General features: G+C 59.0%; 29 protein-coding genes and 1 riboswitch. Of the genes, 21 read left to right on the plus strand and 8 right to left on the minus strand.

All coding sequences use genetic code 11. From position 1 onward, the window contains the following. The 6 genes from VGC33_RS01810 to VGC33_RS01835 form a co-directional block, all read left to right on the plus strand. A partial coding sequence (locus VGC33_RS01810) for a hypothetical protein (protein ID WP_331118430.1) occupies nucleotides 1-225 on the plus strand: 225 nt, incomplete at its 5' end. 216 nt (nucleotides 226-441) lie between these two features. Next, complete coding sequence (locus VGC33_RS01815) at nucleotides 442-1032, plus strand: MSMEG_1061 family FMN-dependent PPOX-type flavoprotein (protein WP_331118432.1); 591 nt, start codon at nucleotides 442-444, stop codon at nucleotides 1030-1032. 354 nt (nucleotides 1033-1386) lie between these two features. Continuing rightward, complete coding sequence (locus VGC33_RS01820; protein ID WP_331118434.1) at nucleotides 1387-2283, plus strand: amino acid ABC transporter substrate-binding protein; 897 nt, start codon at nucleotides 1387-1389, stop codon at nucleotides 2281-2283. Nucleotides 2284-2435: 152 nt separating this feature from the next. Next, on the plus strand, nucleotides 2436-3176 hold the full coding sequence (locus VGC33_RS01825) for an amino acid ABC transporter permease (protein WP_331118436.1): 741 nt from the start codon (nucleotides 2436-2438) through the stop codon (nucleotides 3174-3176). Then, on the plus strand, nucleotides 3176-3850 hold the full coding sequence (gene gltK / locus VGC33_RS01830; protein ID WP_331118538.1) for a glutamate/aspartate ABC transporter permease GltK: 675 nt from the start codon (nucleotides 3176-3178) through the stop codon (nucleotides 3848-3850). The genes VGC33_RS01825 and gltK overlap by 1 nt, the downstream gene beginning before the upstream one ends. Continuing rightward, nucleotides 3850-4575 carry an amino acid ABC transporter ATP-binding protein gene (locus VGC33_RS01835; RefSeq protein ID WP_331118438.1) on the plus strand — a complete coding sequence of 242 codons (726 nt, stop codon included), beginning with the start codon at nucleotides 3850-3852 and terminating at the stop codon, nucleotides 4573-4575. The genes gltK and VGC33_RS01835 overlap by 1 nt, the downstream gene beginning before the upstream one ends. Before the next feature lie 121 nt (nucleotides 4576-4696). Here VGC33_RS01835 and VGC33_RS01840 read toward each other — a convergent pair whose 3' ends face one another. Beyond that, on the minus strand, nucleotides 4697-5176 hold the full coding sequence (locus tag VGC33_RS01840; RefSeq protein WP_331118440.1) for a zinc ribbon-containing protein: 480 nt from the start codon (nucleotides 5174-5176) through the stop codon (nucleotides 4697-4699). A gap of 291 nt (nucleotides 5177-5467) precedes the next feature. On the opposite strand from VGC33_RS01840, the gene leuS reads away from it, so the two are divergent. The 13 genes from leuS (at nucleotide 5468) to lipA (ending at nucleotide 19266) form a co-directional block, all read left to right on the plus strand. Next, entirely contained in the window at nucleotides 5468-8050 is a 2583-nt protein-coding gene (gene leuS, locus VGC33_RS01845; protein ID WP_331118442.1) for a leucine--tRNA ligase, read from the plus strand. A gap of 14 nt (nucleotides 8051-8064) precedes the next feature. Continuing rightward, the gene (lptE, locus tag VGC33_RS01850) at nucleotides 8065-8715 is read left to right on the plus strand and encodes an LPS assembly lipoprotein LptE (protein WP_331118444.1); all 651 of its coding nucleotides are present in this window, start codon (nucleotides 8065-8067) and stop codon (nucleotides 8713-8715) included. Continuing rightward, nucleotides 8712-9740 (plus strand): DNA polymerase III subunit delta, encoded by a 1029-nt coding sequence (gene holA, locus VGC33_RS01855; RefSeq protein ID WP_331118446.1) that lies wholly within the window; start codon nucleotides 8712-8714, stop codon nucleotides 9738-9740. Before lptE ends, holA begins: the two co-directional genes overlap by 4 nt. Beyond that, entirely contained in the window at nucleotides 9733-10422 is a 690-nt protein-coding gene (nadD, locus tag VGC33_RS01860; RefSeq protein ID WP_331118448.1) for a nicotinate-nucleotide adenylyltransferase, read from the plus strand. The genes holA and nadD overlap by 8 nt, the downstream gene beginning before the upstream one ends. Before the next feature lie 203 nt (nucleotides 10423-10625). Further along, a complete protein-coding gene (gene rsfS, locus VGC33_RS01865; RefSeq protein WP_331118450.1) occupies nucleotides 10626-10943 on the plus strand; it encodes a ribosome silencing factor in 318 nt (105 codons plus the stop codon). A gap of 3 nt (nucleotides 10944-10946) precedes the next feature. Then, nucleotides 10947-11417, plus strand: a complete 471-nt coding sequence (rlmH, locus tag VGC33_RS01870; RefSeq protein ID WP_331118452.1) for a 23S rRNA (pseudouridine(1915)-N(3))-methyltransferase RlmH — start codon at nucleotides 10947-10949, stop codon at nucleotides 11415-11417. A gap of 37 nt (nucleotides 11418-11454) precedes the next feature. Continuing rightward, nucleotides 11455-13359 (plus strand): peptidoglycan DD-transpeptidase MrdA, encoded by a 1905-nt coding sequence (gene mrdA / locus VGC33_RS01875; RefSeq protein ID WP_331118454.1) that lies wholly within the window; start codon nucleotides 11455-11457, stop codon nucleotides 13357-13359. Nucleotides 13360-13361: 2 nt separating this feature from the next. Continuing rightward, nucleotides 13362-14474 carry a peptidoglycan glycosyltransferase MrdB gene (gene mrdB, locus VGC33_RS01880; protein WP_331118456.1) on the plus strand — a complete coding sequence of 371 codons (1113 nt, stop codon included), beginning with the start codon at nucleotides 13362-13364 and terminating at the stop codon, nucleotides 14472-14474. Between the two features lie 9 nt (nucleotides 14475-14483). Further along, nucleotides 14484-15704 carry an endolytic peptidoglycan transglycosylase RlpA gene (gene rlpA, locus VGC33_RS01885; protein ID WP_331118458.1) on the plus strand — a complete coding sequence of 407 codons (1221 nt, stop codon included), beginning with the start codon at nucleotides 14484-14486 and terminating at the stop codon, nucleotides 15702-15704. 136 nt (nucleotides 15705-15840) lie between these two features. Then, entirely contained in the window at nucleotides 15841-17052 is a 1212-nt protein-coding gene (gene dacA, locus VGC33_RS01890; protein ID WP_331118460.1) for a D-alanyl-D-alanine carboxypeptidase DacA, read from the plus strand. Between the two features lie 150 nt (nucleotides 17053-17202). Continuing rightward, nucleotides 17203-17466, plus strand: coding sequence for a DUF493 family protein YbeD (gene ybeD, locus VGC33_RS01895; protein WP_331118461.1), 264 nt, complete (start codon nucleotides 17203-17205; stop codon nucleotides 17464-17466). 14 nt (nucleotides 17467-17480) lie between these two features. Beyond that, a complete protein-coding gene (gene lipB / locus VGC33_RS01900; protein ID WP_331118463.1) occupies nucleotides 17481-18164 on the plus strand; it encodes a lipoyl(octanoyl) transferase LipB in 684 nt (227 codons plus the stop codon). 136 nt (nucleotides 18165-18300) lie between these two features. Further along, nucleotides 18301-19266, plus strand: a complete 966-nt coding sequence (gene lipA / locus VGC33_RS01905) for a lipoyl synthase (protein ID WP_331118465.1) — start codon at nucleotides 18301-18303, stop codon at nucleotides 19264-19266. Nucleotides 19267-19357: 91 nt separating this feature from the next. Here lipA and tatE read toward each other — a convergent pair whose 3' ends face one another. The 6 genes from tatE to VGC33_RS01935 all read right to left on the minus strand — a co-directional run bounded on the left by tatE (nucleotide 19358) and on the right by VGC33_RS01935 (nucleotide 24136). Then, nucleotides 19358-19564 carry a twin-arginine translocase subunit TatE gene (gene tatE, locus VGC33_RS01910; RefSeq protein ID WP_331118467.1) on the minus strand — a complete coding sequence of 69 codons (207 nt, stop codon included), beginning with the start codon at nucleotides 19562-19564 and terminating at the stop codon, nucleotides 19358-19360. 146 nt (nucleotides 19565-19710) lie between these two features. Next, the gene (locus VGC33_RS01915; protein WP_331118469.1) at nucleotides 19711-20487 is read right to left on the minus strand and encodes an amino acid ABC transporter ATP-binding protein; all 777 of its coding nucleotides are present in this window, start codon (nucleotides 20485-20487) and stop codon (nucleotides 19711-19713) included. Beyond that, nucleotides 20487-21425, minus strand: coding sequence for an amino acid ABC transporter permease (locus VGC33_RS01920; protein WP_331118471.1), 939 nt, complete (start codon nucleotides 21423-21425; stop codon nucleotides 20487-20489). The genes VGC33_RS01915 and VGC33_RS01920 overlap by 1 nt, the downstream gene beginning before the upstream one ends. Next, nucleotides 21422-22309 (minus strand): ABC transporter substrate-binding protein, encoded by an 888-nt coding sequence (locus tag VGC33_RS01925; RefSeq protein ID WP_331118540.1) that lies wholly within the window; start codon nucleotides 22307-22309, stop codon nucleotides 21422-21424. Before VGC33_RS01925 ends, VGC33_RS01920 begins: the two co-directional genes overlap by 4 nt. 33 nt (nucleotides 22310-22342) lie before the next feature. Further along, nucleotides 22343-23161 (minus strand): deaminated glutathione amidase, encoded by an 819-nt coding sequence (locus tag VGC33_RS01930; protein WP_331118473.1) that lies wholly within the window; start codon nucleotides 23159-23161, stop codon nucleotides 22343-22345. Nucleotides 23162-23179: 18 nt separating this feature from the next. Then, nucleotides 23180-24136, minus strand: a complete 957-nt coding sequence (locus VGC33_RS01935) for a substrate-binding domain-containing protein (RefSeq protein ID WP_331118475.1) — start codon at nucleotides 24134-24136, stop codon at nucleotides 23180-23182. A gap of 142 nt (nucleotides 24137-24278) precedes the next feature. On the opposite strand from VGC33_RS01935, the gene VGC33_RS01940 reads away from it, so the two are divergent. Together VGC33_RS01940 and crcB are read left to right on the plus strand one after the other, a co-directional pair. After that, nucleotides 24279-25631, plus strand: coding sequence for an aminotransferase class I/II-fold pyridoxal phosphate-dependent enzyme (locus tag VGC33_RS01940; protein WP_331118476.1), 1353 nt, complete (start codon nucleotides 24279-24281; stop codon nucleotides 25629-25631). A gap of 16 nt (nucleotides 25632-25647) precedes the next feature. Next, nucleotides 25648-25710: riboswitch (Fluoride riboswitch) on the plus strand. Nucleotides 25711-25787: 77 nt separating this feature from the next. Beyond that, complete coding sequence (gene crcB / locus VGC33_RS01945; RefSeq protein WP_331118478.1) at nucleotides 25788-26180, plus strand: fluoride efflux transporter CrcB; 393 nt, start codon at nucleotides 25788-25790, stop codon at nucleotides 26178-26180. A 102-nt stretch (nucleotides 26181-26282) separates the two neighbouring features. Here crcB and cspE read toward each other — a convergent pair whose 3' ends face one another. Beyond that, nucleotides 26283-26492: a transcription antiterminator/RNA stability regulator CspE gene (gene cspE / locus VGC33_RS01950; protein WP_331118480.1), complete on the minus strand. Its 210-nt coding sequence runs from the start codon at nucleotides 26490-26492 to the stop codon at nucleotides 26283-26285. Nucleotides 26493-26525: the final 33 nt, after the last annotated feature.

Genomic DNA, 26525 nt, shown 5'->3' on the forward strand with positions numbered 1-26525 from the left:
GCCGGCATAGAGTGCGCCGGCAGAGCACATCGCGGCTGGATGAGCCGCCGGGAGCGGCGAAAGTCCGGTTGCGCCTGGAGCGCAAGCCGGGCGGTCCTAAAGCCGGGATGTGGCGATGCCGGGGACCGCGCAGCGGCGCACGACCTGCCGGACGCCAGGGAGTCCAGAGGGACCGTGCGTTTACGGTTCCTCTGGTCGATTGCCTGCGCCAGGCAATACATATAGCCACCCAATGCATGGCAAGCGAAACTTTCGCAAGCCGGCATATATCCTGCTGCAAGCGAAACTCCCGCCAAGCCGGCATATATCCTGTCGCAAACGCCCCCCTTTTGTTCGAAGTTCGCAGATATATTGCGCGGGCTAATTATTGTTAATCATTCTCATTGCTGTTATCGTGCCGCAGGTAACATCCTCGTGACATATTGATTAAAGAGCCTGCGTATGAATCCCGATTCCCGTTATCTGCTAACCGATCCCGCCCAGCTGCGCGAGCATTATGCCCAACCGAATAAAGCGGTGGTGCAAAAACAGATCGATCATCTTGATAGCTATGCCCGTAGGCTGATTGCCCTGTCGCCCTTTATGATCCTCGGCACCCAGGGCGCGCGCGGTATTGACTGCTCGCCAAAGGGAGGCCAAGCGGGATTTGTCCATGTGGAGGATGATAAGACGCTGCTGCTGCCGGATCGCTCCGGCAACAATCGACTCGATGGCCTTGGCAATATCCTGCAAAATGCGTTTGTCGGCATGCTGTTCCTGATCCCGGGCTGGATGGAGGGATTTCGGGTCAACGGCAGCGCGCGCATTTCCGTGGATCCGGCGCTGTGCCTGCGCTTTGCCCAAAACGGCCAACCGGCAAAAAGCGTGATCATTATCAGCGTGGATGAGGTATTTATTCACTGCGGCCGGGCAATCAGCTTCGCCGGACTGTGGGATAACACGCAATATGCCGATCCCGCCCTGCTGCCCGGCGCGCTGGAAATCTTTAAAGCCCATGTCGCCCTGTCGGCCGAAGCCTCGCAGCGGGCCTGAAACCGCCGCTGCTTCATTCGGAGGCAAATAATTTGTCTGGCATGGATTTTGCTGTATAACGTAGCGAATGTCGTCAAAAGCTGTTTTATTGTGAGAATATTCCGCCATAAATGCGCTGCGATGGTGCGTCTATCGCACTCACATTGTGCAAATGGACACCTTGCGCCACCTATTGGTGCGTTTGAACTCACAAAATTAAAACTTTTTCATTTCAAAACATTTACATTCGGCTATTTTTTAACGGTAATCCGTTTTGATTTTACGCTTTAGGCTGGATCCAAAGCTTAACGTGATACTCATGATTGCGGCGCACTTACCCCTTGAGCGCCGTAGTGACAGCAAAGGAGTTGGAAAATGCAAATGCGCAAATTGGCTTTATCATTACTGGTACTGGGTATGGCCGGCAGCATGGCCCATGCGGAAGACCTCACGGGCACCCTGAAGAAAATCAAAGATAACGGCGTGATCGTGGTTGGCCATCGGGAATCATCGGTTCCTTTTTCCTATTATGATAACCAGCAAAAAGTCGTGGGCTATTCCCAGGCCTATTCCGATGCCATAGTGGACGCGATCAAAAAGAAAATTGACGCGCCTTCCCTGCAGGTGAAATATCTGCCAATCTCCTCGCAAAACCGTATTCCACTGCTGCAAAACGGCACCTATGATTTTGAATGCGGCTCGACCACCAATAACCTTGAGCGCCAAAAGCAGGTGGATTTTTCCAATACCCTGTTTGTGATCGGCACCCGCATCGCGGTTAAAAAAGGCAGCGCCATCAAGGACTTTTCCGACCTGGCCGGCAAGACAGTGGTTGTCACCGCGGGCACCACGTCCGAAGTGCTGCTCAACAAGCTGAACGACGAAAAGCAAATGAAGATGCGCATCATATCCACCAAGGATCATGGCGACTCATTCCGCACCCTGGAAACCGGACGCGCCGAAGCCTTTATGCTGGATGACGCCCTGCTGGCGGGCGAACGCGCCAAGTCAAAGAACCCGGATCAGTGGGATATCGTCGGCACCCCGCAGTCAAAAGAAGCCTATGGCTGCATGATGCGTAAAGACGATCCGCAGTTCAAGAAGCTGGTTGATGACACTATTGTTTCCATCCAGACCTCCGGCGAAGCGGCAAAATGGTATGACACCTGGTTCAAAAAACCGATTCCGCCGAAAAACCTGAATATGAATTTCGACATGTCCGATGACGTCAAAGCATTGTTCAAGGCCCCTAACGACAAAGCCGTAAACTAATAACGACAATAAGGGCGGGTGACTCCCCGCCCTCTCGATTGCCGGAGGCCAGGACAGACAGACGTGACGCGGCCGTTCCCCGCGCTACGGCCGCTATGGCCTTCATCAATCTTCAGGGTAGCGATGCTACCCTTTTTTACCGGAGTTTTTTTATGTCAATAAATTGGAACTGGGGCATTTTTTTTGAAGCCGCCCCTTTTGGCAACACCACCTACCTGGGCTGGCTGTGGGCGGGGTTCAAAGTCACCATCGCCGTCTCGCTATGCGCCTGGATTATCGCGCTGCTGGTCGGTTCTCTGTTCGGCATCCTGCGTACCGTTCCAAACCGTTTCCTTGCCGCTTTAGGCACCTGTTACGTCGAGTTATTCCGTAACATTCCTTTAATCGTGCAGTTCTTCATTTGGTACCTGGTGGTTCCAGAACTGCTGCCGGTCAACATCGGTACATGGTTTAAGTCCGGGCTGGATCCGAACGTCCAGTTTTTTGTCTCTTCCATGGTCTGCCTGGGATTGTTTACCGCCGCCCGCGTGTGCGAACAGGTGCGCGCCGGTATCCAGTCGCTGGCCTCAGGACAGATGGCAGCCGGGCTGGCGATGGGCCTGACCCTGCCGCAAACCTATCGTTACGTGCTGCTGCCGAATGCCTACCGCGTGATAGTGCCGCCGATGACCTCGGAAATGCTTAACCTGGTGAAAAACTCCGCGGTGGCTTCCACCATCGGCCTGGTGGATATGGCGGCGCAGGCAGGCAAGCTGCTGGATTATTCCGCCCATGCGTATGAGTCTTTTACCGCGATAACCATCGGCTACCTGATCATTAATGCGGTGATCATGTTTGCCATGAATCTGGTGGAGAAAAAAGTACGTTTGCCCGGTCATGCAGGAGGTAAATGATGTACCAATTTGACTGGAGTACCATTGTCCCCAGCCTGCCTTACATGATGCAGGGCATGCTGCTAACGCTGAAAATCACCTTTACCGCCGTGTTCGTCGGCATTGTCTGGGGCACCGTGCTGGCGGTAATGCGCCTGTCGCCGCTGTGGCCGGTAAGCTGGTTTGCCAAACTATACGTTAATCTATTCCGCTCGGTGCCGCTTTTGATGGTTCTGTTGTGGTTTTATTTAGTCGTTCCCAGTTTTTTGCAGAAGGTGCTGGGACTGTCGCCCAAGACCGATATCCGGCTGATTTCGGCCATGGTGGCCTTCTCGCTGTTTGAAGCGGCGTACTATTCCGAGATTATCCGCGCCGGGATTATCAGCATCGCGCGCGGCCAGGCGTCGGCGGCGCTGGCGCTGGGCATGACGCCCTGGCAGTCCATGCAGCTGGTGGTATTGCCGCAGGCGTTTCGCGCCATGGTGCCGCTGCTGCTGACCCAGGGTATCGTCCTGTTCCAGGATACGTCGCTGGTGTATGTATTAAGCCTGGCGGACTTTTTCCGCACCGCGTCGTCGGTGGGCGAGCGCGACGGCACCCAGGTGGAAATGATCCTGTTTGCCGGCGCGGTATATTTTGTTATCAGCCTCAGCGCTTCCCTGCTGGTAAACTATTTGAAGAAAAGGACGGTTTGATGATTTCCCTGAAAAATATTTCTAAATGGTACGGTCATTTTCAGGTTCTGAACGATTGCTCGACCGAAGTGCAGACCGGCGAAGTGGTCGTGGTCTGCGGACCTTCAGGGTCGGGTAAATCCACGCTTATCAAAACCGTCAACGGGCTGGAACCTATCCAGCGCGGCCAGATCATGGTCAATGATATCGTCGTCAACGACAAGCGCACCAACCTGGCCCAGCTGCGCGCCAAAGTGGGCATGGTATTCCAGCATTTTGAACTGTTTCCGCATCTGTCGATCATCAACAATCTGACGCTGGCGCAGGTTAAAGTGCTAAAGCGCAATAAGGACGCCTCGCGCGAGAAAGGCCTGAAACTACTGGAACGGGTGGGTTTGTCCGCCCAGGCCAACAAATTCCCCGGCCAGCTTTCCGGCGGCCAGCAGCAGCGGGTGGCGATTGCCCGCGCCCTGTGCATGGACCCGGTGGCGATGCTGTTCGATGAGCCGACCTCGGCGCTGGATCCGGAAATGATCAATGAAGTGCTGGACGTCATGGTCGAGCTGGCGCAGGAAGGCATGACCATGATGGTGGTCACCCACGAAATGGGCTTTGCCCGCAAGGTGGCCAACCGGGTGATCTTTATGGACGAAGGCAAGATCGTCGAGGATACGCACAAAGAAGCATTCTTCCAGGATCCGCAGACCGACCGCGCCCGCGATTTCCTGGCGAAAATACTGCACTAAGCGCCCACGGCGGTCCGCGCACAGGATGGCGGGCCGCCGAGGAAGGGTTGCTCCGGCGCGAGGCGTTCCGACCGGCAGCGGACGCCGGCCGCGGGTAAGGCTCCGGCCTTGCCGTAATCGGTTATTGAAACGGCCGGCGCTGGAACTGATCAAATCCGCATTCCGGGCACAGCGGCAGGACTTCCGGCGTATAAAACGCCAGGGAATGGCGGCACCGTTCGCAGACAAGATTGCCCAGCCCGACCACCTCCCCGCTGCTGTACACGCCGTGATGGCTGACATCTTTAAAAACTTCCTGCCATTCCAGCTGGGTTTTATCGGTGATATCCGCCAGTTCCTGCCACAGGCTCTCCTTGATGACCCGGGTAAACACGCTATCGGTATCCTCGGCGCGGCTCTCATCATAGCTGCGGGCAAACTCTTCCAGATCGCGGCGTACCGCCCGGGTAACGTTATCCACTTCCGCCGGCGTTAAATCGCCGGTGGCCAGCAAACGCTGGCGCGCATCCTCCACCAGCGTATCGATATTCCTTTCCCCCTGCTCAAGCTGTTGGCTTAGCGAGGCCAGCAATTGGCGATAATATTGAGCCACCTTATCCATCGTCTTCTCCTGAAATCCGCCAGCATCACCCGAAATGGCCTTCTGGCCGGAACAAATTAGGTATCATGCTGATAATTTTAGTCTATAACGGTAAACTCATTCGGTATAAAGCATGGCGCAACGCATTAATTCGTCCGGATCCGTCCTTATGTGGCAGAAATACGCCTCAGGGTGGCGCTGGGTGTTGTTGCCGCCGTTGCTTATCAGCTATGCTATGCGGATCTTTTGTTATCAACGTTCGGTAGACAACGCGAGCGTAGCTGTATTTTCACTATAGGACCACTGGCTGCCATGCAAGAGCAATATCGCCCGGAAGAGATAGAATCCCACGTCCAGCTTCACTGGCATGAACACCAAACCTTCAAGGTTACCGAGGATACGGGCAAGGAAAAATATTACTGCCTTTCCATGCTCCCTTATCCCTCCGGCCGCCTGCACATGGGCCACGTGCGCAACTACACCATTGGCGATGTTATCGCGCGCTACCAGCGCATGCTGGGCAAGAACGTGCTGCAGCCCATCGGCTGGGACGCCTTCGGCCTGCCGGCGGAAGGCGCGGCGGTCAAGAACAATACGGCGCCGGCGCCCTGGACCTACGATAATATCGCGTATATGAAAACCCAGCTTAAACTGCTGGGCTTCGGTTATGACTGGGACCGCGAGGTCACGACCTGCCGGCCGGAATATTATCGCTGGGAACAGTGGTTCTTTGCCCGGCTGTATGAAAAGGGCCTGGTGTATAAAAAGACTTCGGCGGTCAACTGGTGCCCCCATGACCAGACGGTGCTGGCCAACGAGCAGGTTATAGAAGGCGGCTGCTGGCGCTGCGGCACCAAGGTCGAGCGCAAGGAAATACCGCAATGGTTTGTGAAAATCACCGCCTACGCCGATGAACTGCTGTATGGACTGGACACCCTGGAAAGCTGGCCGGAACAGGTGAAAACCATGCAGCGCAACTGGATTGGCCGCTCCGAAGGGGTGGAGATCCGGTTTGCGGTGGCGCACAGCGAGGAAACGCTGTCGGTTTACACCACCCGTCCCGATACTTTCATGGGCGTGACCTACCTGGCCGTCGCCGCCGGCCATCCCCTGTCGCTGGCGGCCGCCGCCGGCAATCCGGCCCTGGCCGATTTTATCGCCGAGTGCCGTAATACCAAAGTGGCCGAAGCCGAAATGGCCACCATGGAGAAAAAAGGCATGGCGACCGGGCTGTTCGCCATACATCCGTTAAGCGGTGAATCGGTGCCGATATGGGTCGCCAATTTTGTGCTGATGGAATACGGCACCGGCGCGGTAATGGCCGTGCCCGGCCACGATCAGCGCGATTGGGAATTCGCCGCGAAATATCATTTGCCGATTAAAGCGGTGATCCTGGCCGCCGACGGCACCGCGCCGGATCTCGGCCAGCAGGCCATGACCGAAAAAGGCGTGCTGTTCAACTCCGGCGAATTCGACGGCCTGGATCATGGCGCCGGCTTTAACGCCGTCGCCGATAAGCTGGTGGCCGCCGGCGTCGGCGAGCGTAAAGTCAATTACCGCCTGCGCGACTGGGGCGTTTCGCGCCAGCGTTACTGGGGAGCGCCGATTCCGATGGTCACCCTGGAAGACGGCACCGTTATCCCGACCCCCGACGATCAGCTGCCGGTGCTGCTGCCGGAAGATGTGGTCATGGACGGGATTTCCAGCCCGATAAAAGCCGATCCCGAATGGGCGAAAACCACCGTCAACGGCAGGCCGGCGCTGCGCGAGACCGATACCTTCGATACCTTTATGGAATCCAGCTGGTACTACGCGCGCTACACCTGCCCGCATTACGATACCGGCATGCTGGACCCCGCCGCCGCCAATTACTGGCTGCCGGTGGATCAATATGTCGGCGGCATCGAACATGCCATCATGCACCTGATGTATTTCCGCTTTTATCATAAGCTGCTGCGCGACGCCGGCCTGGTCAGTTCCGATGAACCGGCTAAACGCCTGCTGTGCCAGGGCATGGTGCTGGCGGACGCGTTTTATCACCTGGGCGACGGCGGCGAACAAATCTGGATCTCGCCGGTGGATGTCGAGGTTGAACGCGATGATAAAGGCCGCATCGTCAAAGCCGTCGGCAAGGATGGACGCGAGCTGGTGTATGCCGGCATGAGCAAGATGTCGAAATCGAAAAACAACGGCATCGATCCGCAAATCATGGTGGAAAAATACGGCGCCGATACCGTGCGTCTGTTTATGATGTTCGCCTCGCCGGCGGAAATGACGCTGGAATGGCAAGAGTCCGGCGTCGAGGGGGCCAACCGTTTTCTGAAACGCGTCTGGAAACTGGTCTACGATCATACGCAGCTTGGCGCCGCCGGCCGGCTTGATGTGTCCGCCCTTGACGACGCGCAGAAGAATTTGCGCCGCGAACTGCATAAAACCATCGCCAAGGTAAACGACGATATCGGCCGCCGACAGACGTTCAATACCGCCATCGCCGCCATCATGGAACTGATGAACAAGCTGGCGCGCTTGCCGCAGGACACCGCGCAGGACCGCGCCCTGCTGCAGGAAGCGCTGCTGGCGGTGGTGCGCATGCTGTATCCGTTTACCCCCCACGCAAGCTTTGCGCTGTGGCGGGCGCTGGGCGGCGAGGGCGATATTGACACCGCCCCATGGCCTGTTGCCGATGAAACGGCTATGGTTGAAGACGCGAAGCTGGTGGTTATTCAGGTCAATGGTAAACTGCGCGGAAGAATTACCGTTCCCGCCGACGCCGACGAGGCGCTGGTGCGTGAACGCGCCGTCCAGGAACATCTGGTGGCGAAACACCTGGAAGGGTTCACGGTGCGTAAAGTGATTTACGTACCTGGCAAACTGCTTAACCTGGTTGTGGGTTAAGACAAGGAGGCGTTGTGCGACATCGTACTATAGCGTTGTTGCTGGGGTTCGCGGTGCTGGTTACCGCGGGCTGCGGTTTTCATCTGCGCGGCACCACAAAAGTGCCAAATGAATTAAAGACCTTAACCTTTAGCAGCTACGATCCCTATGGACCGCTGACCCGGGCCGTGCGCTCGCAGCTGCGGCTCAGCGACGTCACCATCGTCAAGGACAATGATCCGCGCGCCAAAAAGCTCTCGTCACTGCGCATTACCGGCTCGTCGGAAGGCCGTTCGACGGTATCGGTGTTTCAGGACGGTAAAACCGCCGAGTACCAGCTGGTGCTTGACGTGCAGGCCCAGGTGCTGACGCCGGGCAAGGATCTTTTCCCCATCCGCATCCGGGTATTCCGTTCGTTCTTTGACAACCCGCTCACCGCGCTTGCCAAGGACAATGAAAACGACATTATCCGCCAGGAACTGCGCGAACAGGCCGCGCAGCAGTTAGTGCGCAAACTGCTGGCGGTCCATGCCGCGGTTGAAGCCAACGATGCCGTGGACGCCAAGCTGCAAAAAACGGCGCAGGCCAATGCCGTGGGAACCAAGGGAACCACCGCCGCCAAACCGGGCGACGCCTCGGGCATTGAAGTGATTGAAACGCCGACCGCGGCCACGGAAGAGCAATGATCAGGCTTTACCCGGAACAGCTGGGCGCGCAGCTAAAGGAAACGCTGCGCCCTTGCTATCTGCTGTTCGGGAACGACCCATTGCTGCTGCAGGAAAGCCAGGATGCGATTCGCCGCCAGGCGCAATCGCATCAGTTCAGCGAACATTTCAGCATTACGCTCGACGCCGCCACCGATTGGGATGAAATTTTCAGTCTTTGCCAGGCGATGAGCCTGTTCGCCAATCGCCAGACCCTGCTGTTAATCCTGCCGGAAAACGGCGCCAGCGCCCCCATCGGCGAAAAATTATTGCTGCTTTCCACCCTGCTCCACCCGGATTTGCTGTTAATGCTGCGCGGCGCGCGCCTGACCCGCGCCCAGGAAAACAGCGCCTGGTTCAAGGCGCTGGGCAAGGAAGCGGTATTCATCACCTGCGCCACCCCCGAGCAGGCCCAGTTGCCCCGCTGGCTGGCGACGCGCGCCAAAGCCATGAACCTGACGCTGGACGATGCCGCCAGCCAGCTGCTTTGCTATTGTTATGAAGGCAATCTGCTGGCGCTGTCGCAGGCGCTGGAGCGGTTGTCGCTGGTCTTTCCCGACGGCAGCCTGACCCTGCCGCGGGTGGAAACGGCGGTCAACGACGCGGCGCATTTTACCCCGTTTCACTGGGTGGACGCGCTGCTGGGCGGCAAGAGCAAACGGGCGGCGCATATTCTCAGGCAGTTGCGCCATGAGGCCAGCGAACCGGTGATTCTGCTGCGCAGCCTGCAGCGGGAAGTGTTAACGCTCTTGGCGTTGCATCGCGACATGCGGCGCATGCCGCTGCGCGCCCTGTTTGACCAGCACAAGGTCTGGCAAAACCGCCGGGCGCTGCTGACCCAAGCGCTGCAACGCCTGTCGTCTCGCCAGCTGCACCAGGCGGTCAGCCTGATGACCAGTATGGAAATCGCCTTGAAACAGGATTACGGCTACCCGGTCTGGACCGATCTGGAATCCCTCTCGCTGCTGCTGTGCGGTAAATCCCTGCCCGAGACCCTCAATGTCTGACAACGCCGACACCACGCCGCGCGCCGCCGCGCAGGCCGGTCAACTGACCGCCATCTTCGGCGGCACATTTGATCCGATTCATTACGGCCATATCAAACCGGCCATTGCCCTCGCCAGGCTGGTGGGCCTTGAGCGCATCACCCTGCTGCCCAACAACGTACCGCCGCACCGTCCGCAGCCCGAGGCCAGCGCGCAGCAGCGCCTGACCATGGTGCAGTTGGCGATAGCCGACACCGCGGGGTCGCTGTTCGACATCGACGATCGCGAGCTGCGGCGCGATAACCCGTCCTGGACGGTGGAAACCTTCGAAACCCTGCGCCGGGAGCGCGGCGCCGAAGCGCCGCTGGGTTTTATCATCGGCCAGGATTCCCTGCTGACGCTGCCGCAGTGGCACCGGGGCCTGGAACTGCTGGATAGCTGTCATCTGCTGGTTTGCGCCCGGCCGGGATATGGCGGTAAGATGGCGACACCGGCATTGCAAGCCTGGCTCGAGTCCCGGTTGACCGGGGATATCAGTCAACTGCACCGGCAGCCCGCCGGGCTTATCTACCTGGCGCCGACGCCGGAGCTGTCAATTTCCGCCTCATTGATTCGCGAACGCCGCCACGCCGGACTGCGCTGCAACGATATGCTTTCGCCGTCGGTGCAACGCTATATTGATGAACAGGGCTTATATCGCTAGCGTTTGGCCCATGCTATACTGCGCGGCTTAATTCTTCGGCTGAAGTTTACGCTTTTTCCCGCCCGCCGCCTTTGGCGGGCCGGTCCCTGCGCCGGCCGCGGAATCCCGGTCAGTCAGTTCTGGCATATCCGTCAGACAGCCAACCTCTACATTTGCGGCGTCCATCGCGACAACGCAGGCAAAGCACACCGAAGGGGGAACCTTTGCAAGGTAACACGCTCAAAGAATTCGTCATTGATAAAATTGATGATTTGAAAGGCCAGGATATTATTTCCATCGACGTACGCGGTAAATCCAGTATTACCGACTGCATGGTCATCTGCACCGGTACATCCAGCCGTCATGTGATGTCCATCGCCGACCACGTAGTACAGGAGTCCCGCACCGCCGGCCTGATGCCCCTGGGCGTCGAAGGCGAGAAAATCGCCGACTGGATAGTGGTCGACCTGGGAGACGTGATAGTCCACGTCATGCAGGCGGAAAGCCGCAATCTTTATGAGCTGGAAAAGCTCTGGAGCTGACCGGTGAGACTGCAGCTTATCGCGGTGGGCACCAAAATGCCGGATTGGGTGCAGACCGGCTTTACCGATTATATGCGTCGCTTTCCCAAGGATATGCCGTTCGAACTGAATGAAATTCCGGCCGGCAAGCGGGGCAAGAATGCGGACATCGGCCGGATTCTGGAAAAAGAAGGCGAACTGATGCTGGCGGCGGTTGGCAAAGGAAACCGCATCGTGACGCTGGATATCCCGGGCACGCCTTGGGAAACCCCGTTGCTGGCGCAACAACTGGAACGCTGGAAGCAGGACGGCCGTGACGTCAGCCTGCTTATCGGCGGTCCCGAGGGGCTGGCGCCGGCTTGCAAAGCGGCCGCGGAGCAAAGCTGGTCGTTATCGCCGTTAACCTTGCCTCATCCTTTAGTTCGGGTGTTAGTCGCGGAGAGCCTGTATCGTGCCTGGAGCATTACCACCAACCATCCATATCACCGGGAGTAAACCGGTGAAGATGTGCAGAGTGAAATAACCCCGCGGAATGAAAATAGATCATAACCCCTTTCGCGACTATTCAGCTGAGTCGGCACTGTTTGTCCGCCGGGCGCTGGTGGCATTTCTCGGTATCCTGGTTTTAAGCGGGATATTGATCGCCAATCTCTATCACCTGCAGATTACCCGTTTTGAAGACTATCGCACCCGCTCCAACGAAAATCGCATCAAGCTGGTGCCTATCGCCCCCAGCCGCGGCATCATCTACGATCGCAACGGCATCCCGCTGGCGCTGAACCGCACCATTTACCAGTTGGAACTGATGCCGGAGAAAATCGACGACCTGAAAGGGACCATCGACGCGCTCAGGCCCATTGTCGATTTGACCGACGACGATATCGCCAACTTCAAAAAAGAGCGCAGCCGCTCGCACCGGTTTACCTCCCTGCCGCTTAAGGTCGGCCTGACCGAGGTGCAACAGGCCCGCTTTGCGGTAAACCAATTCAATTTCCCGGGCGTGGAAGTCAAAGGCTACCAGCGGCGCTATTATCCTTACGGCTCGGCGCTGACCCATGTCATCGGCTACGTCTCCAAGATAAATGATAAAGACGTCGAGCGGCTGGACAAGGACGGTATCCTGGCCAACTACGCCGCCACCAATGATATCGGCAAGCTCGGCATCGAGCGCTTTTACGAGAACACCCTGCACGGCAAGACCGGGTACGAAGAGGTGGAAGTCAACAACCGCGGCCGGGTGATCCGCCAGTTGCATGAACAGCCGCCCCAGGCCGGGAAGGATATCTACCTGACGATTGACCTGCACCTGCAGACCTATATCGAGAAACTGCTGGCCGGCAGCCGGGCGGCGGTCATAGTGGCCGATCCGCGCGACGGCGGCATTCGCGCGCTGGTGTCCAATCCCAGCTATGATCCCAACCTGTTTGTCGACGGCATCACCAGCAAGGACTATCGCAACCTGTTGCAGGACGAAAACCGGCCGCTTATCAACCGCGCCACCCAGGGGGTCTACCCGCCCGCCTCCACCGTCAAGCCCTATATCGCGGTATCCGCCCTGACCCTGGGCACCATTAACCGCAGCTACTCGCTGTTCGATCCGGGTTGGTGGCAACTGCCCGGTTCGGAAAAACGCTATCGCGACTGGAAAAAATGGGGACACGGCCGGCTTAACGTCACCAAGGCGCTGGAGGAATCGGCGGATACTTTTTTCTACCAGGTGGCCTATGACCTGGGCATCGACCGGCTATCGGAATGGATGTCCAAGTTCGGCTACGGCTCCTACACCGGGATCGACCTGTCGGAGGAGCGTGCCGGCGTGATGCCGACCCGGGAATGGAAACTTATGCGCTTTAAAAAGCCCTGGTACCTGGGCGATACCATCCCGGTGGGCATCGGCCAGGGTTACTGGACCGCCACGCCGGTGCAAATGTCCAAGGCCTTGATGTCGCTGATTAATGACGGCGCGGTGCGTATCCCGCATTTGCTGTACAGCACCCGGGAGAACGGCCAACTGGTGCCTTATAAACAGCCGGAGCATACCCAGATCGGCGACCCGCATTCCGGTTATTGGGAAGTGGCCAAGGACGGCATGTACGGCGTCGCCAACCGCGCCAACGGCACGGCGCGCAAAAGTTTTGCCGATTCGCCGTATAAAATCGCCGCCAAATCGGGCACCGCGCAGGTGTATGGCCTGAAGGCCAATGAAGTGTATAACGCCCATAAAATTGCCGAACATCTGCGCGATCATAAGCTGATGACCGCGTTCGCCCCGTATGACAAACCGACGGTGGCGGTGGTGGTGATCCTGGAAAACGGCGGCATCGGCCCGGCGGTCGGCACCATTACCCGCCAGATCCTGGACCATATCATGCTGGGCGACAATACGACGGATTTACCGGCCGAGCAGCCTGCTCCGCCCGGCACTGAAGGTGATTAACCATGACCGATAACCAGCAAAACGGGGCGTTCTGGAATAAGCTCCATATCGATGTGCCTTTCCTGTTTCTGATTACGCTGCTGCTGGCCTATAGCGCCATGGTCATGTGGAGCGCCAGCGGCCAGGATGTCGGCATGATGGAGCGCAAGATCGGCCAGATTTTCATGGGCCTGCTGGTGATGCTGGTGTTGGCGCAGGTGCCGCCGCGGGTTTACGAGGCCTGGGCGCCCTATCTGTATATTATCAGCGTGGTCCTGCTGGTGGCGGTGGACGCCTTCGGGCAGATCAGTAAAGGCGCCCAGCGCTGGCTGGACCTGGGGTTTGTGCGCTTCCAGCCGTCCGAGATCGCCAAAATCGCGGTACCGCTGATGGTGGCGCGGTTTATCAACCGCGACAGCTGTCCGCCTTCGCTGAAGAATACCGCCATCGCCCTGGTGCTGATTTTTCTGCCCACGCTGCTGGTGGCGGCGCAGCCCGACCTCGGCACCGCCATTCTGATCGCCGCCTCCGGGCTGTTCGTGCTGTTTCTCTCCGGCATGAGCTGGAAGCTGATTGGGGTGGCGGCGCTGCTGGTGGCGGCCTTTATCCCGATCCTGTGGTTCTTTCTGATGCATGACTACCAGCGCGATCGCGTCATGATGCTGCTCGATCCGGAGACCGATCCGCTCGGCGCCGGTTATCATATCATTCAATCCAAAATCGCCATCGGCTCCGGCGGGCTGAGCGGCAAGGGCTGGCTGCACGGCACCCAGTCCCAACTGGAATTCCTGCCGGAGCGCCATACCGATTTTATTTTCGCCGTACTGGGCGAAGAGCTGGGCTTGATTGGCGTTCTGGTGCTTTTAGGGTTATACCTGTGCGTAATCATGCGCGGACTGGTGATCGCCGCCAAGGCGCAAACCACCTTCGGTCGGGTTATGGCGGGGGGTTTGATGCTGATTTTGTTCGTTTATGTCTTCGTGAATATCGGCATGGTAAGTGGTATCTTACCGGTGGTCGGCGTTCCGCTGCCGCTGGTGAGCTACGGTGGCTCGGCATTAATCGTACTGATGGCGGGGTTTGGTATCGTCATGTCGATACATACTCATCGTAAAATGTTGTCTAAAAACTTATAGAGGTGAGCAATGCGTAAGGAATGGCACTGGATCGGCGTGATAGGGTTATTGCTCACGGCCTGTAGCACGACGGAGACGACGCAGCAGCAGCAGGCGCCCGCCGCGGCATACAACGGGCCGGTGGTTGAGATAAGCGGCGTGGAGCCGCGCTACGAGCCTTACAACCCGGCCACCAGCCAGGACTATGAAGTCAACGGCAAAACTTATCGCATTATCAAAAACCCGCAGAACTACAGCGAAACCGGCCTGGCCGCATGGTATGACGCCGAATCCAGCGGCAGCAGCGTTACCGCCACCGGTGAGCAGTTCGACGCCGGCGCCCTGACCGCCGCGCATCCCACCCTGCCCATCCCAAGCTATGTGCGGGTGACCAATATCAGCAACGGCCGTCAACTGGTGGTACGGGTCAACGATCGTGGGCCCTATACCCCTGGGCGCATTATCGATCTGTCGCGCGCGGCGGGCGACCGCCTGAATATTTCCAATAACAGCAAGGTGCGGGTCGACTTTATCCAGGTGGCGCCGGACGGCACGCTGTCCGGCCCCGGCACCGTCGGCACCGTGGTGGCTAAACAGAACTATGCGCTGCCGCCGCGGCCCGACCTGGGTACCGGCGCGATGGGCACGCCGGTCATGCAGTCGTCCGCGCCGCCGGTCGATAGCGGCGCGGTTCGCCAGGTGGCCGATCCTACGCCGGCGAACGATGACGCCGACGGCGCGCCGTTAGCCGCCGGAGGCGGTCGCGGCGGCGGCTTTCTCGGCGCCCCTTCCGCTCTGCCGCCCGGCGTGATTGAAAGCAGCCAGCCCGAACCGGCCATCGCTTCACCGGCGGCGGCGCAGCCGTCATCCTATTCCACGGGCGCGGCAACGACCCACGCCGCCATCGCCCCGCCCTACGTAACCCAGCCGCCGCCCGTTTCAGCGGGCGCCACGGCATCGCCGGGCGCGACGACGCGTACCACGGCCGTGGCCGCACCGGCGGCCTCGCCCGCGGCGGCATCCGGCCGTTACGTGGTGCAGGTCGGCGCAATCGGCGACCGGCAGCGCGCGGTCGCCTGGCAGCAAAGCCTGAGCCAGAAATTCGGCGTGCCGGGCAAGGTCACCGCCAACGGCGCGCTGTACCGGGTGCAACTGGGGCCGTTCAGCTCCCGGCAGCAGGCCGTCGGCGTACAGCAGCGCCTGGCCGGCGAAGCGCAGCAGCAATCGTTTGTCACCACGGCGCCGGAATAGCCGGGGTGCGGGCCGGCTGAAACATTCTTAAAAGGTTCTCCCCGACGGGTAACGGATTGCCTGATGCCGGCCTTTTTTACTTCTGCTATAGTGTGGCACGATTTTAACTTACTCCCACGGATGCTGTTGTCCCGACATGAATAAAGTAATGAGCCATCTTTTATTCAGGCGCTTAGCCTTAAGCACCCTTATTGCGCTGATCCCCCTTTCAAATAGCCATGCCGATGATGTGAATCTGAAGACCATGATTCCCGGCGTGCCGCAAATTGATGCCGAAACCTATATCCTGATCGATTACAACTCCGGCAAGGTACTGGCGGAGCAGAATGCCGATACCCGTCGCGATCCGGCCAGCCTGACCAAAATGATGACCAGTTATGTCATCGGCCAGGCGATAAAATCGGGCAAAATTACCCCGAACGATATCATCACCGTCAACAAAGACGCCTGGGCGACCGGCAATCCGGTGTTCAAGGGCTCCTCGCTGATGTTCCTCAAGCCCGGCGATCGCGTGCCGGTATCGCAGCTTAACCGCGGGATTATCCTCCAGTCCGGCAACGATGCCTGCGTGGCCATGGCCGATTATGTCGCCGGCAGCCAAGACGCCTTTGTCGGCTTGATGAACAATTACGTCAAAGCGCTGGGGCTGCAAAACACCCAGTTTGAAACCGTGCACGGCCTTGACGCGCCCGGCCAGTACAGTTCCGCCCGCGACATGGCGTTGATCGGCAAAGCCCTGATCCGCGATGTGCCGGAGGAATACGCCACTTATAAAGAAAGAGAGTTTACCTTTAACAATATCCGGCAGATGAACCGAAACGGCCTGCTATGGGATACCGGCCTGAACGTCGACGGTATCAAGACCGGCCATACCGACTCCGCCGGCTTCAACCTGGTAGCCTCGGCCACCGACGGCCCGATGCGGCTGATTTCGGCGGTGATGGGCGGCCATTCGCCCAAGGGGCGCGAAAGCGAAACCCGCAAGCTGCTCACCTGGGGTTTCCGCTTTTTTGAAACCGTGGCGCCGTTGAAGGGTGGCAAGGAATTCGCCGCCGAGCCGGTGTGGTTCGGCGATACCGACAGCGTCAAGCTGGGCGTGGAAACCGACGCCTACCTGACCATTCCCCGCGGGCGGATGAAAGATCTGAAAGCCAGCTATACTTTAAACCAGAAGGAATTGCATGCGCCTCTGGCCAAAGGCCAGCAGGTGGGCACCATCAACTTCCAGCTGGACGGCAAGACCATCGATCAGCATCCGCTGGTGGTCCTGAACCAGGTGCAGGAAGGCAATATCTTCAGCCGTCTGGTGGATTACATCAAGCTGATGTTCCATCATTGGTTCGCTTAATGCCGCCACGGCTTGTCGGCGGCAAATCCGCCCCCATATAATACAGATAGCTCCCGCCCGGGCGGGGGCGGGTTTATGACCACGCCGTGCTCACGGGCACAACCCGCGTCAAATATCCCATTGCGTGGCAGTTACGCTACCGGAGCGCCAATGAAAACCAAATTGAATGAACTGCTCGAGTTTCCCTGCTCGTTTACCTATAAAGTGATGGGCGTCGCGCGTCCGGAGCTGGTCGATCAGGTGGTCGAGGTAATACAGCGCCACGCGCCGGGCGATTACACCCCGCAGGTCAAGCCAAGCAGCAAAGGCAACTACCATGCGGTGTCCATCACCATTACCGCGACCCATATCGAGCAGGTCGAAGCGCTCTATGAGGAGCTGGGCAATATCGAACAGGTCCGCATGGTTCTGTAAACCGGGAGTCGCCTGTGTCACAGGAAACCATCATTATCCGCCAGCTCGGCCTGCAGCCCTATGATGTGGTGGCGCGAGCCATGCACGTCTTCACCGACAGCCGGGACGCGTCCACGCCGGACGAAATCTGGCTGGTCCAGCATCCGCAGGTGTTCACCCAGGGGCAGGCCGGCAAAGCCGAGCATATCCTGGCGCCGGGCGCCATTCCGGTTATCCAGAGCGACCGCGGCGGCCAGGTCACGTTTCACGGCCCCGGCCAGCAAATCCTGTACGTCCTGCTAAACCTCAAGCGCCGCAAGCTGGGCGTGCGCCAGCTGGTCACGCTGCTGGAGGACACGGTGGTGGACACCCTGGGCCAATTCGCCATCGCGGCGCGCGCGCGCGCGGACGCGCCGGGGGTCTATGTGAATGACGATAAAATTTGTTCGCTGGGATTGCGTATTCGCAAGGGCTGTTCGTTCCACGGCCTGGCGCTGAACATCGCCATGGATCTCTCGCCCTTCCTGCGGATCAATCCCTGCGGCTACGCCGGGTTGCGCATGACCCAGGTGAGCGATCTGGCGGCGGGCACCCGCGTGGACGACGTGGCGCCGGTGCTGACCAGGGTATTTCTGCAACGGCTGGGCAATCCTCCCACCCGTATGCTGCCCTGGCGCGCCGGGGATTATCCCGCCGAGCTGGACCCGGTTTCGCAATAATCGCTTTTTTGGGCTGAAAGCATGCGCTTAACCATGTTATAATTTTTGACGTTTTATCAAATTTATTTGAACAATCACGTAACAGCGTTGGTGATGACATTGATGCTGGCACATTCGGGACGGGACCTGCGAGACTATGACTAAACCGATACAGATGGAACGCGGCGTTAAATACCGCGACGCCGATAAGATGGCTCTAATCCCGATTAAAACCGTGGCGGTAGAGCGTCAGGAAATGCTGCGTAAACCGGAATGGATGAAGATCAAACTGCCGTCGGACTCCACGCGTATCCAGGGTATCAAGGCCGCCATGCGAAAAAACGGCCTGCACTCCGTCTGCGAGGAGGCATCGTGCCCGAATTTGTCCGAGTGTTTTAACCATGGCACCGCCACCTTTATGATCCTCGGCGCCATCTGCACCCGCCGCTGCCCGTTCTGCGACGTGGCCCACGGCAGGCCGACCCAGCCCGACGCCAATGAGCCGGAAAAACTGGGGCAAACCATTGCTGATATGGGGCTGCGCTACGTGGTGGTCACCTCGGTGGATCGCGACGACCTGCGCGACGGCGGCGCCCAGCATTTTGCCGATTGCATCACCGCCATCCGGGCGAAAAACCCCACCATCAAAATTGAAACGCTGGTGCCTGATTTCCGCGGCCGCATGGATCGGGCGCTGGAGATCCTGAACGCCGCGCCGCCGGATGTGTTTAACCATAATCTGGAAAATGTGCCGCGGCTCTACCGCCAGGTGCGTCCGGGCGCCGACTACAACTGGTCGCTGAAACTGCTTGAGCGCTTCAAGGAAGCCAATCCCGACCTGCCGACCAAATCCGGCCTGATGGTGGGCCTCGGCGAAACCAACGCGGAAATTGTCGAGGTCATGCGCGATCTGCGCCGTCACGGCGTAACCATGCTGACCCTGGGCCAGTATCTGCAGCCCAGCCGTCATCATCTGGCGGTGAAGCGTTACGTCAGCCCGCAGGAATTCGACGAAATGAAGGCGGAAGCCATGGCGATGGGCTTTACCCACGCGGCGTGCGGTCCGTTCGTGCGTTCGTCATACCATGCCGATCTGCAGGCCAAGGGCATTGAGGTAAAATAACCGGCGCCCTATCCCGTTAACCGCGGGTTACGGGCAGCAAAAAGGATGGTGTGGCACCATCCTTTTGTCTGGATCTGCAATCAAAGCCGGTTTAGTCTTTACGTTCCGTAACCTGCGGGGCCGCGGTTTCATCAGCCTGGGTTTTCGGGGCCGCCGCATCGTCGCTGCCCATCGCCTTTTTGAAACCTTTGATTGCCGCGCCGAGGTCGCCACCCAGGCTGCGCAGCTTATTGGTGCCGAACAACAGCACAATCAAGGCGCCGATGACTAACAATTTGGTAATGCTTAAACCTTCCATACTCACCTTCTTGATTAATGCTTGCTGATAAAACCAGCGATTGATACATAATAATCGCTTTTTACGCTATTTCCCACGCTTTACCACAGATATCTGTAACAGATTTACATACCGGCGCATTATTGCCGCGTATAAGGCCCGGCCGGTTACAGAAACCGGCTGAGAAAGGCGCGGGTGCGCGGATGCCGGGGATTAACCAGTACCTCCCCGGGTACGCCCTGTTCAACCACCACGCCCTGATCCATAAACACCACCCGATCCGCCGCCTCCCTGGCGAAACCTATCTCGTGGGTCACCACGATCATCGTCAGTCCCTGATCCGCCAGGCTGCGCATGGTGGCCAGCACCTCGCCCACCAGCTCCGGATCCAGCGCGGAGGTCGGTTCGTCAAACAGCATCAGCTTGGGCCGGATGGCCAGCGCCCGGGCGATAGCCACCCGCTGCTGCTGGCCGCCGGAAAGATGGCGCGGATAGGCATCGGCCTTTTCACTCAATCCGACCGTTTGCAGCAGCTCGCGCGCGTAGCGCACGGCGTCGCGGCGGCTTTGTTTATGTACGCCGATCGGCGCTTCGATAATATTTTGCAGCACCGTCATGTGGGGATACAGATTAAACTGCTGGAACACCATGCCGATCTCCTGGCGTTGGCGCGCAATGGCGCGCGGGGAGAGTTTATGCAGCACCCCCTTGCGCAGCTCATAGCCCACCTGGTGGTCGCCGACGATGATCGATCCCTGGTTTATATCCTCCAAATGGTTAATACAACGCAGAAAGGTCGACTTTCCCGAACCGGAAGGTCCGAGGATCACCACCACCTCGCCCGGATGAACCTCCAGGTCGATGCCCTTGAGCACCTCATGCTCACCATAGCTCTTGTGCACGTCCACCGCGCGGACCAGCGGAACGGAAGTTTGCCGCATCATTATTTTTCTCCCGCCAGGGTATCCGCCGGTGAAGCCGGACGCCGCCGGGTCATCGTTTCGCGGCGCAGGGTGCCGCGGGCATAGTAGCGCTCAATGGCGGACTGCGCCACGTTCAGCACCGAGGTGATGATCAGATACCAGATCACCGCCACCATCAGCATCGGCACCACTTCAAAGGTGCGGTTATAGACCGACTGCACCGAATAGAGCAAATCGCCCATGGCGATGACGCTCACCAGCGACGTGGCTTTGATCATGCTGATAAGCTGGTTGCCGGTGGGGGGAATAATCGACCGCATCGCCTGGGGAATGATAATGCGGCGCAACGCCCGGCCGCGGCTCATGCCGAACGCCTGGGTGGTTTCCACCTGGCCGGTATCCACCGACAGCAGTCCGGCGCGGATAATTTCCGCCATATAGGCGGCCTCATTAAGCGCCAGGCCGGCGATGGCGGCGGTCAGGGGCGTAATCAAATCGTTGGTGTTCCAACTGGCGTAGACCGGGCCGATAAACGGCAGGCCGAGCGTTACGCGCGGGAACAGCGTCGACAGGTTGTACCAGAAAATCAGCTGCACCAGCAGCGGCGTGCCGCGAAAGAACCAGATATACAGCCCCGCCAGGCCGCGCAGCAGCCGGTGATCGGACAGCCGGGCCACCGCCAGCAGCAGGCCGAGCACCACCCCGAGCACCATGGAGATAACGGTCAGTCCCAGCGTCACCCCCAGGCCGCGCAACACCGACGCCTCGGTAAACCATGCCCTGACCACCTGCCATTCAAAGTTTTTGTTGCCGGCGACCACCCAGATAACATCGGCGGCAATCAACAACACCACGCCCCACAAGATGGCATGGCCCAGCCGCCCCGGCGGACGCGCGTAACGCACGTCGCGCTCGCTGTTGGGCGGCGCCTGCGTGGGATCGGTAGAAGGGTCAATCATGATTTGGCACCGGGATGAGCGCCCAGGTTGCGACCCGGCGCCTTGAGCATATTGTCCTGTAGATGCCATTTTTTCATAATGGCGGCATAGGTGCCGTTGGCAAACAGCTTCTGATAGGCTTCCAGCACCACCGCGCCGAACGGCGAGTCCTTCGGCACCACCGATCCCTGGAATAAATCGTCAAACCCATTGGCCTGGCCCTGGCCGGTCAATTCCAGCTGGCCGTTGGTTTGCGCCACAAAATAGGTCAGGGGCGCCTGTGAGGAGAAAAAGGCGTCGACGCGGCCGGAACGTACCGCCAGCACCGAGGTGGGCTGATCGGTAAAGGAGGCGACGGTCACCTCCGCCTTGCCGGCCGCGGCGCAGGCGGCGGACTGTTTGCGGATAACCTGTTCGGCCGAACCGGCGGCCATCACCGCGATGCGCTTGCCGCAGGTATCCATCAGGCTGTTGATGCCGGCGGGGTTGCCCTTGGGTACCGCGAATACCACGAATTCCTGAACAAAATCGATAAAATCATTTTTTTGTTCGCGATCGGGAAAGTCGCCGATTGGACCGATGGCCATCTGGTAGCGGCCGGAATTTATGCCGCTCAGCACGCCGGACAGGCCGCTTACCGAGGCGTGTTCGATCTTGACGCCCAGCAATTGCCCCAGCGCCTGGGCCAAATCGGCGCTGGCGCCGTCCAGTGAATGGGTGCTGGTGGCTATTTCATAGGGAGGGAACGAACCGTTATTTACCGATATAATTTGCCCCGACTGCTGGATATCCTGGGGTAGTTTGGCGTGCAGCGCGGCATCCATCACCTGGACCGGCAGCGCGTCATCCGCCAGCGCGGCGCCCGAAAACGCCAGGCAGACCAGGGCGACCAGCCGTTTTTTCATTACATTCATGTTATATCCCCTGATGTCGATAGCCTATTGATGATGACCGCTCGCGTCTTCGCGCTCCCGCAGTCGCGGCGTGGCGAAACAGCGGTTCTCCAGTACCGGCAACACCCGCCGCGCGTGAGCGACCCGCTCGGCGTCAAGTTCGGCGAACACCAGCGCCGGCGCTTCCGCGGCATGGGCAATGGCGACCCCCAGCGGATCCACCACCAGGCTGTTGCCGATATTGCGCTCGCCGCACTCCCCTACCGCCACCATATAACAGGTATTCTCCAGCGCCCGCGCGGTGACCAGCACCTCCCAATGCATTTCCTTTAACGGCCCCTTGACCCAGGCGGCCGGCAGCACCAGCACCTGGGCGCCATCCAGCGCCAGCCGGCGCGCCAGCTCGGGGAAGCGCACGTCATAGCAGGTCATCAGGCCCACTTTCATACCCGCCACCTCCACCAACGGCGGCACCTCGGTACCGGGCGTGACGTTTTTCGACTCCTGTACGGCAAACGCATCGTAAAGGTGCAATTTGCGATAGCGGGCGATAATTTCTCCATTGCGGATAGCGATCAGCACATTAAACGCATGTCCGTCGCCGGTGGGCGTGTGCACGCTCATCATGGTGGTAAGCGCGGTATCACGGCTGGCGGCGCACAGCCGGCTGACGAACGGCCCGTCCAGCGGCTGGGCGGATTTGAGCACCAAATCCGGATCGGCAATGTCCCGCGCCAGGATGCCTTCCGGCAGCACCAGTAAATCGGCGCCGCCCGCAAGGGCGCGCTCCATCAGGTTGAGGCAGGTTTGCAAATTGTTTTCCCATTCCCGGCTCACCGCAAATTGTCCAAGTGCGACTTTCATTGTTCGTCCTCCTGCTGATTATGATAATGGGTAGGGAAAGAGTTCCGCCGGCGTAAGGCGGCGCGACGTCAGTCCCTGCTCAAAAAGCTCGCCGGCAAAGTCCGCCGCCATTCTCTGGTTGGCGGCAAAGCCGTTTTGATTCCAGTCCGCCGGCAGATCGCGCGCGGTACGCGCCAGATCGTCCATCAGCCAGGGGGTGGTATCGGCATATTTCACCCGCTTTTCGTGCCACAGGCGGGCCGACTCGGTGATGATGTCGCTTAACGCCCGGGGCAGCTCGGGATGGGCTTGCGCCAGCGCCGGCTTGATGCCCAGGACATGAATGCCCGGGATATACCCCACAGCCCTGAAATAATCGAGCTCCGCCTGGCGAAAATCCACCTGCAGCTGGCGCAGATCGGAGTCGGGAGCAAAAAATCCATTCGGCATAAACGGAGTAAATAACGCGTCCAGTTCCCCCGCCCGCAACAACGTCAGCAGCGGCCGCTCTCCCGGTGCCGCCTCGATGCGCCCCGCGCGGCCGAATCCGGCCAGCCGATCGACCACCGGATGATCGTCGGTCAAACGGCCGACAAACCAGGTGGCGTCTTCAATGCCCACGCCCTCGCGTTTGAGCAGGGTACGGGTCCAGGTATTACCGGAGTCCTGCCAACCGGTCAGGCCGATACGCTTGCCGCGCAACTGCCGAAGCGTCGTCAGCGGGCTGGCTTTAGTGGTGATGATGCAGCGCTGGCGAAAGCCGCGCATCAAGAAGTGCGGCAGCGCCAGCAGTGAATTATCGCCCCGGGCTACCGCCTGGGCATATCGGCTGAATGAGACTTCCCCGGCGTCGAAGTCCGCGCTTTCGGCCAGGTTATCCACCAGCGTTCCGACGCGATGGATTGCCAGTGAAAAACCTTGCGGCTTGAGATCGCCCAATGCCAGGGGAGTAAAATAATCCCAGTCCCTGACCGCCAGCCTGATAGTGTATGTCACGTTGTTCTCCCGTCCGGCGCGCTTTTTTTTTACCGGACATTAACAGTTTTAGACCATATTGCTTCAATTGATTAATTTCGATACTAAAACCACTTAGTTCAATGTACAATATTAACTTTGTTACTGTACAAAGTTTATACTTATGGATAACGCTGTTGATGCCGGCTGGCTGGCCGAGCGCATCGTCGATCGGTCGATAAAAGGCATTACCCTGGCGACCGCGGCGCTTATCGGCAGCGGCGCCATCGCCGTCGGCGTGCAATTGCCGGCGGTGCGCGAGCTGGCCGGCCTGCTGGATGTCAGCCCGGCCACCGTTTCCGCCGCCTGGGGACGGTTGCGCCGGCAAAAGGTCATTGCCGGTACCGGGCGTAACGGCGTGTGGGTGTGCGGAAATATCCTGACGCCGCGGCCGGTGCGGTTCGAGGCTATCGGCAATTTTGGCGACAATATCATGGCCGACCTGACCCTGGCCGCGCCGGATCCGGCCTGTTTGCCCGATCTGCGCGAGGCGCTGCTGCGGGGAGGACGGGCGTTAAACCTGAACAGCTATCGGCGCGAGCCGATAAGCCAGGTGCTGCAACAGGCCATCGCCCCGCGCTGGCCCTACCCCGCCGAGGCATACCTGGCGGCCGACGGCGGTTTTGACGCCATGTATCAAACCCTGCAGACCCTGATTATGCCCGGCGCGCCGGTGGCGATCGAGGATCCGACCGCCACCAGGTTACTGGATATGCTGGACAATGTGGGCGCCGATATTATCGCCGTCCCCTGCGATGAGCAGGGGCCGGCGTTGGGCGGGCTGGCGGCGGCGCTAAAGCGTAATCCGGTGGCCTTTATCTACCAGCCACGCACCCATTCCACCACCGGGCACACGGTGAGCCGGCAACGCGCCGACGACATGGCGGATTTACTGCGCGACCGCGCGACGCTTTTGATTGAGGACGACGGTATCGGCGAGCTTTCCGCGCATGCGGTCCATAGCCTGGGCAATATTTATCCGCAGCGTACCGTGCATGTGCGCTCGTTTTCCAAGGCATACGGCCCGGATTTGCGGCTGGCGGTTATCTCCGGCTCCAGCGATATCATTCGGCGTATCCAGTCGGTACGTAACTTCGGCGCCAGCTGGACCAGCAGGATATTGCAGGAAGCGGTGGCCTGGATGATGGAAGACGACGCCACCCAGCAGACGCTGGTCGCCGCCCGGCGTTGCTATGCGCAGCGGCGACGGGCATTGCTGCGCGCGCTGGCGCAGCGTGGCGTGGCGTTGCCCGATCGGGATGGACTCAGCATCCAGATTCCGGTGTCGTCGGAGCAATATGCCCTGGTGACGCTGGCGGCCCACGGTATCGCGGTGATGCCGGGCAAACGCCATAGCATTGGGCCCAGCGCCTTTATTCGGGTCTCGACGTCCCTGCTGGATGCCGATCGTGTTGAGCTGGTGGCCGATGCCATCGCGCTGGCATGCCGCCACCGCGACGACAACGCTGTTCAGTAATGGAAAGCGGTGTATAATTACGCCAGGAGATGACATTCCTCCTTTAACCGCCGTTTTGGCTGATGATGTCTGCGTTTACCTGCTCATATGGGGGACGTGGTCATTATGTTCGCCGTGCTGAGTTTTTCATTACCCTAATTAATCATAAAGGTCTTTATGCTTACCCTTTTATCAGCGGTGTTTATCGGTGGGGGAATCGGCAGCGTGTTGCGCTGGTGGCTCAGCCTTAAGCTCAGCGGCAGCGGTCTTCCTTTTCCAGCCGGGACGTTGGCGGTTAACCTTACCGGCGCGTTTGTCATCGGCCTGTGCATGGCATTATTTATCCGCACCAGCCATATCGACCCGTTCTGGAAATTATTTATCACCACCGGTTTTTGCGGCGGCCTGACCACCTTTTCCACGTTTTCCGCGGAGGTAGTGACCCTGATGATGACCGGGCAGATGCTCTGGGCAGGGGTGAACATTCTGCTGAACCTGGTCGGCTCCCTGGCCATGACGCTGCTGGCGGTGGGATTGGTGAATCTGTTCGGCCCGCCGGTGCCGTTATAACCCGGCGCGCGCGCCGTTTAATTCGCAGTATGTCGGTATGGTGACCGGGGATTTCAGGCATAAAAAAACCCGCGTTAAGCGGGTTTTCAAAAACTGGCTATCTTAAATAGCTGTAACGTCAGCAGCCGAAGGGCCTTTGGCGCCGTTAGTGATTTCGAATTCTACGCGTTGACCTTCGGCCAGCGTTTTGAAACCATTACTCTGGATGGCGGAGAAATGTACGAATACGTCTTTGCTGCCATCTTCAGGAGTAATGAAACCGAATCCTTTGGATTCATTGAACCACTTAACGCTACCTTTAATCTTAGACATCAAACTTACCTTTATATAAATGATAGACACAAG

Origin of the sequence: Acerihabitans sp., from assembly GCF_036398755.1 — a bacterium.
In the GTDB taxonomy this organism is placed as follows: domain Bacteria; phylum Pseudomonadota; class Gammaproteobacteria; order Enterobacterales; family Enterobacteriaceae; genus Acerihabitans.

Coding starts and splice junctions, on each gene's coding strand:
- leuS (WP_331118442.1), top strand. CDS start 5,468: ATGCAAGAGCAATATCGCCCGGAAGAGATAGAATCCCACGTCCAGCTT.
- VGC33_RS01840 (WP_331118440.1), bottom strand. CDS start 5,176: ATGGATAAGGTGGCTCAATATTATCGCCAATTGCTGGCCTCGCTAAGC.
- holA (WP_331118446.1), top strand. CDS start 8,712: ATGATCAGGCTTTACCCGGAACAGCTGGGCGCGCAGCTAAAGGAAACG.
- mrdB (WP_331118456.1), top strand. CDS start 13,362: ATGACCGATAACCAGCAAAACGGGGCGTTCTGGAATAAGCTCCATATC.
- VGC33_RS01820 (WP_331118434.1), top strand. CDS start 1,387: ATGCAAATGCGCAAATTGGCTTTATCATTACTGGTACTGGGTATGGCC.
- nadD (WP_331118448.1), top strand. CDS start 9,733: ATGTCTGACAACGCCGACACCACGCCGCGCGCCGCCGCGCAGGCCGGT.
- VGC33_RS01825 (WP_331118436.1), top strand. CDS start 2,436: ATGTCAATAAATTGGAACTGGGGCATTTTTTTTGAAGCCGCCCCTTTT.
- VGC33_RS01940 (WP_331118476.1), top strand. CDS start 24,279: ATGGATAACGCTGTTGATGCCGGCTGGCTGGCCGAGCGCATCGTCGAT.
- VGC33_RS01925 (WP_331118540.1), bottom strand. CDS start 22,309: ATGAAAAAACGGCTGGTCGCCCTGGTCTGCCTGGCGTTTTCGGGCGCC.
- crcB (WP_331118478.1), top strand. CDS start 25,788: ATGCTTACCCTTTTATCAGCGGTGTTTATCGGTGGGGGAATCGGCAGC.
- gltK (WP_331118538.1), top strand. CDS start 3,176: ATGTACCAATTTGACTGGAGTACCATTGTCCCCAGCCTGCCTTACATG.
- lipA (WP_331118465.1), top strand. CDS start 18,301: ATGACTAAACCGATACAGATGGAACGCGGCGTTAAATACCGCGACGCC.
- VGC33_RS01930 (WP_331118473.1), bottom strand. CDS start 23,161: ATGAAAGTCGCACTTGGACAATTTGCGGTGAGCCGGGAATGGGAAAAC.
- VGC33_RS01835 (WP_331118438.1), top strand. CDS start 3,850: ATGATTTCCCTGAAAAATATTTCTAAATGGTACGGTCATTTTCAGGTT.
- dacA (WP_331118460.1), top strand. CDS start 15,841: ATGAATAAAGTAATGAGCCATCTTTTATTCAGGCGCTTAGCCTTAAGC.
- VGC33_RS01815 (WP_331118432.1), top strand. CDS start 442: ATGAATCCCGATTCCCGTTATCTGCTAACCGATCCCGCCCAGCTGCGC.
- mrdA (WP_331118454.1), top strand. CDS start 11,455: ATGAAAATAGATCATAACCCCTTTCGCGACTATTCAGCTGAGTCGGCA.
- ybeD (WP_331118461.1), top strand. CDS start 17,203: ATGAAAACCAAATTGAATGAACTGCTCGAGTTTCCCTGCTCGTTTACC.
- cspE (WP_331118480.1), bottom strand. CDS start 26,492: ATGTCTAAGATTAAAGGTAGCGTTAAGTGGTTCAATGAATCCAAAGGA.
- VGC33_RS01920 (WP_331118471.1), bottom strand. CDS start 21,425: ATGATTGACCCTTCTACCGATCCCACGCAGGCGCCGCCCAACAGCGAG.
- VGC33_RS01915 (WP_331118469.1), bottom strand. CDS start 20,487: ATGATGCGGCAAACTTCCGTTCCGCTGGTCCGCGCGGTGGACGTGCAC.
- tatE (WP_331118467.1), bottom strand. CDS start 19,564: ATGGAAGGTTTAAGCATTACCAAATTGTTAGTCATCGGCGCCTTGATT.
- rlpA (WP_331118458.1), top strand. CDS start 14,484: ATGCGTAAGGAATGGCACTGGATCGGCGTGATAGGGTTATTGCTCACG.